This is a genomic window from Bradyrhizobium sp. (assembly GCF_049512235.1).
Taxonomy (GTDB): domain Bacteria; phylum Pseudomonadota; class Alphaproteobacteria; order Rhizobiales; family Xanthobacteraceae; genus Bradyrhizobium.
The window spans coordinates 1-4,378 of record NZ_JBEKXH010000517.1 but is presented as its reverse complement, the minus strand read 5'-3'; the positions used below and the strand labels follow the sequence as shown (position 1 = coordinate 4,378).

Annotated in this window: 2 protein-coding genes; both read left to right on the top strand. The window is 59.9% G+C overall.

The window, feature by feature from the left end; genetic code table 11:
- Window positions 1–408 precede the first annotated feature (408 nt).
- Window positions 409–3,261 (top strand): ATP-binding protein, encoded by a 2,853-nt coding sequence (locus ABSG20_RS30820; RefSeq protein ID WP_423868231.1) that lies wholly within the window; start codon window positions 409–411, stop codon window positions 3,259–3,261.
- Between the two features lie 500 nt (window positions 3,262–3,761).
- A partial coding sequence (locus ABSG20_RS30815; protein ID WP_423868230.1) for a c-type cytochrome occupies window positions 3,762–4,378 on the top strand: 617 nt, incomplete at its 3' end.

Genomic DNA, 4,378 nt, shown 5'->3' with positions numbered 1-4,378 from the left:
ATGGGACGCCATTACCTCGTTTCTGCCGAACAAGCCGCTTGGCGGACCGAATATTCCCTACGGCACGGCCGCCGAATAAGCGAGCCGACCCTATGAGGACTTCGGAGCGGATTTGGCTTCTTGCATTTAAATTGGTCTCCAAGGCGTAGAGTTTGCGTTTCAGAAAATGATCGTTAGGCATCGAATGATGCTGGTCGCAATTGTCGACCGCGTTATAGGCCGAGCCTGTCGAATTGGGGCGTGCGCCAATAGCGGCTGCCTCAATTACGATTGCGCGGAACCGAGCCTTGCTTTAGGTTCAAGCTCGATGATCAAGCGGTTATGATGACGCCAGGATGGAGCCGACGATGGAGGCTGGAAATGTAATAGCGTTTCGTCCTTTCAGCTTCGTGAGCGCGGACGGCGTTAATGAATGATCACCGCAACCTGCCGCTCCAGGACGTGCTTTCCTTCGGCCCGTTCAGCCTGTGTGTTGCCGAGAGGCTGCTCAAGAAAGCTGACGAGCCGATACCACTCGGTGGCCGCGCGCTCGACGTCCTGATCGCGCTTGCGGAGCAGGCCGGAGAAGTGGTTCCTCACAAGGAGCTGATCTCAACAGTGTGGCGGGGTGTGACGGTGGAGGACGCCAATCTCCGCGCTCACGTCGCAGCTGTTCGGAAGGCGCTTGGTGACGGACGAGACGGCGCTCGCTACGTAACCAGTGTTCCCAGCATGGGCTATTGTTTTGTCGCGCCGGTTACGCGCTCAAGCGCCAGGCAAACGGCCCCTGTTACCGGAATTGCCGCCACAGAACGAGTTCAAAGGCTGCCGCCGCGACCGGCGCGGATGGTCGGCCGCGATGACACCGTTCGATCCTTGGCGGAGCAACTCCAGATGCGGCGCTTCGTCAGCATCGTCGGTCCCGGAGGTGTCGGCAAAACGACCGTGGCAATCTCTGTCGCTCATGGGCTGGTCGATGGATTCCACGACGCGGTCTTCTTCATCGATCTGGCTGCGCTGACCGATCCCCAACTCGTGCCGACAGCGGTCGCATCGGCGCTCGGGTTGATGGTACAAAGCCAGGACCCGCTCGCTGGTCTGGTGGCCTTAATCGGCGGCAAGAAGCTTCTTCTCGTACTCGACAGTTGCGAGCACGTGATCGGCGTTGCGGCAGCGCTCGCCGAACGTATCGTCAGCGAAGCACCGCAGGCACACATCCTGGCGACCAGCCGCGAAGCGCTCGGGGTGGAAAGTGAACATGTCCACTTGTTGTCCTCACTTGATTGTCCACCTGATGATGCTGGCCTGACGGCCATGGACGTACTCCGCTATCCCGCGGCCCAGCTTTTTATGGAGCGGGCGGCAGCGAGCGGCTATGGAACGGCATTAAGCGATATCGATGCGCCGATCGTAGCCCGGAGTTGCCGCCGGCTTGACGGAATCCCGCTGGCTATTGAACTCGCGGCCGGTCGTGCCGGATCCCTTGGGATCCGTAGAATCGCCGATCTGCTCGACAACCGCTTCAGCTTGCTCTGGCATGGCCGTCGTACCGCGCTGCCGCGGCACCGGACTCTGAACGCGATGCTCGATTGGAGTTACAACCTGCTTTCGGAGCGCGAGAAGGTGGTCCTGTGCCGGATGTCGGTCTTTGTCGGTGACTTCACGCTTCAAGCGGCCGGCTTCGTTGCGTCGGATACGGAGATAGATGAGGCGGGCGTTATCGACGCGGGCGCGAGCCTGGTTGCAAAGTTCTTGATATCCAAGACCGTCCTCAACGAATCGACATATCGGCTACTCGACACCACGCGCGCCTATGCCGCCGCCAAACTCGCCCAGCGTGGCGGCGCAGATCGCATCGCTCGGCGCCATGCGATCTTTTATGCCAAGTTTCTCGAGCACGACGAGATCATCCAGTCGTTGTTTGGCGAACACGATCTTTCGGGATACGCTTCGCATATCGGCAACGTGCGGGCGGCGCTGGGATGGGCTCTGTCTGGTCGTGGCGATGTCGCGGTCGGGATCGAACTCGCCGCCTGGGCGGTGCCACTGTTCATCAAAATGTCGCTGTTCGGGGAATGCAGGGGCTGGAGTGAACGGGCGCTGGCCGCGCTCGACGACACCAACCGCGGCACCAGACAGGAGATGATCCTTCAGGAAGCTCTGGCGGTCTCGTCGATGTTCACCAGGGGTCACAGCGGACAGGTTCGCGTCGAATTCGAGCGCGGGCTTGCGCTGGCGGAAGCGTTCCAGGATCCTGCGCGCCAACTGCGCCTTCTCGTCGGTCTGAACATTTTTCTTACGCAACTTGGCGACCTCCGCGGCGCCCTGGCGGTCGCGGAACAGGCCAGCGTCATCGCGCAGGCTGCCAAGCTCCCGGCCGGCACCGTCTGGGTGGAGTCTTGGTTGGGCATGGCTCACAACTTTCTAGGCGACCAGGCCGTGGCACAACGCCATTGTGAGCGCAGCATAGCGCTCGCAGTCGAGCTTGGTACCCTCAACGTCAACCTCTTCGGCATTGATCAGCGCATCCGCGCGCTCGTCTTCCTCGCCCGCACCTTGTGGCTGCGCGGCTTCGCCGATCAGGCGCTTCGAATCGTGCAAACGGCCATTGGTGAAGCGGCGAGCCGGGATCACCCGCTTCCGATCTGCGGTTCGCTGGTTCATGCCTCGACGATCCTACTGTGGACCGGTGATTTGCCGGGAGCCAGCGATCTCATCGAGCAGTTGATCGTATACGCCGGACGACACTCGCTTGCACCGTACCGTGCCGCTGGCATCGCGCTGAAAGGCGAACTTGCTATCGCCCGCGACGAGCTGGAAGCCGGTCTCGATTTATTACGGGGCGCGCTGGAAACCCTGCACGCTCAGCAGTTCAATCTCTTGACCACGGGTTTCATCGGCGCGTTGACGGAAGGCCTGCGCGAGACCGGGCAATTCGAGGAGGCGCTTTTCGCGATCAATGGAGCCATCGCGCGCGCGATAAATAGTGGAGTGGAATTTAACTTGTCTGAACTGCTTCGGATTAAGTCGCAGATTCTCGCGGCCCGACATGACCGTGAGTCAGCCATGCACTGCCTGACCGAAGCGCTCGATGTCGCGCGCGCACAATCTGCGCTCGCCTGGGAACTGAGGTCAACGATGGCCTTGGCCCGCTTGCTCTGCGAAGACGGGCACCGCGATCAGGCCCGGCATACGCTCGCTCTCGTTTACGACCGCTTCACAGAAGGCTTCGAAACTGCAGATCTCAAGCTGGCGCGCGCACAGCTCGAGGATTTACGATAGCCAATTTGGCCGTCCCGCATCAAGCCGATAGCCGTCATATCGTTCTCTTCTGGTTGGCGATCTATATCGGATAGAGCCATCAGATCCGCCGTGCTGGCTATCGTTTACGACTGCCTCACGGAAGTATTTTAAACAACGGGAAGATCGCGCGTCAGCTTACGAAGGACCTGGCGCAGCACCTTTTGTTGGCTTCCAGATGACTGAACCATCTTAAGAGCGCGTCGACTTTTCACTATTTTTTACAAAATACAACGTGCCTGCCTCGGGTCGCCCGTCGATATATTCCGGGAAGCGTGAGCGTTGCGGGCGTCAAACTCACGAACATCGACCATGCTAACAGAAGCTCACACTCCTTCTGCGACGCCTCCAGCGCGACCGCAAGGCGGGCAGCGGGCTTGCTAGTGAACACACCAGGCGTGCGTACTTTAGCTCGATAGGGAACGACGTTGTTGTCATTAGGTCGAACCTCAATCGGTTGGGGGGCAGCTTTGGTTTGCTGCGTGTGCATCGCGGGCATCTTCGTGGTTGTGGTCTACCGATCCCCGTTGCCAACGGTGCCTCGGCCGGACCCAAAGGCATTTTCCCCGGATAGCATAAAGCGTGGAGCCGCGGCGGCAATTATAGGCGATTGCGGAATCTGCCATACAGCTGAGCAGGGTGCTGATTACGCGGGTGGCCGTCCTTTACCCACCCCATTCGGCACGATTTTCTCAACAAACATAACGCCGGATGAAGCGACAGGCATCGGCAATTGGTCAAAGATAGCTTTCAGGCGTGCGATGCGTGAAGGCGTGTCGCGCAGTGGTCATCTCCTCTATCCGGCGATGCCGTACGACCACTACGCCCACGTGAGCGATCAGGACATCGACGATCTCTATGCATTTCTGATGACCAGGCGCGCCATTAGTGCCAGCGCTCCTTCAAATCATCTCATCTTTCCACTCGGCTTCAGGCCGTTGCTCGCGGGATGGCAACTGTTGTTCCTGCACGACAGGCGTTTTTCGCCGGCGCCGGCCGCAGACGAGGTGTGGAACCGAGGTGCCTACCTGTCGGAGGGCCTCGCCCATTGTGGAGGCTGCCATACGCCGCGAGATCTCGCTGGCGGTGAAGAGAGCGG

Coding starts and splice junctions, on each gene's coding strand:
- ABSG20_RS30820 (WP_423868231.1), top strand. CDS start 409: ATGAATGATCACCGCAACCTGCCGCTCCAGGACGTGCTTTCCTTCGGC.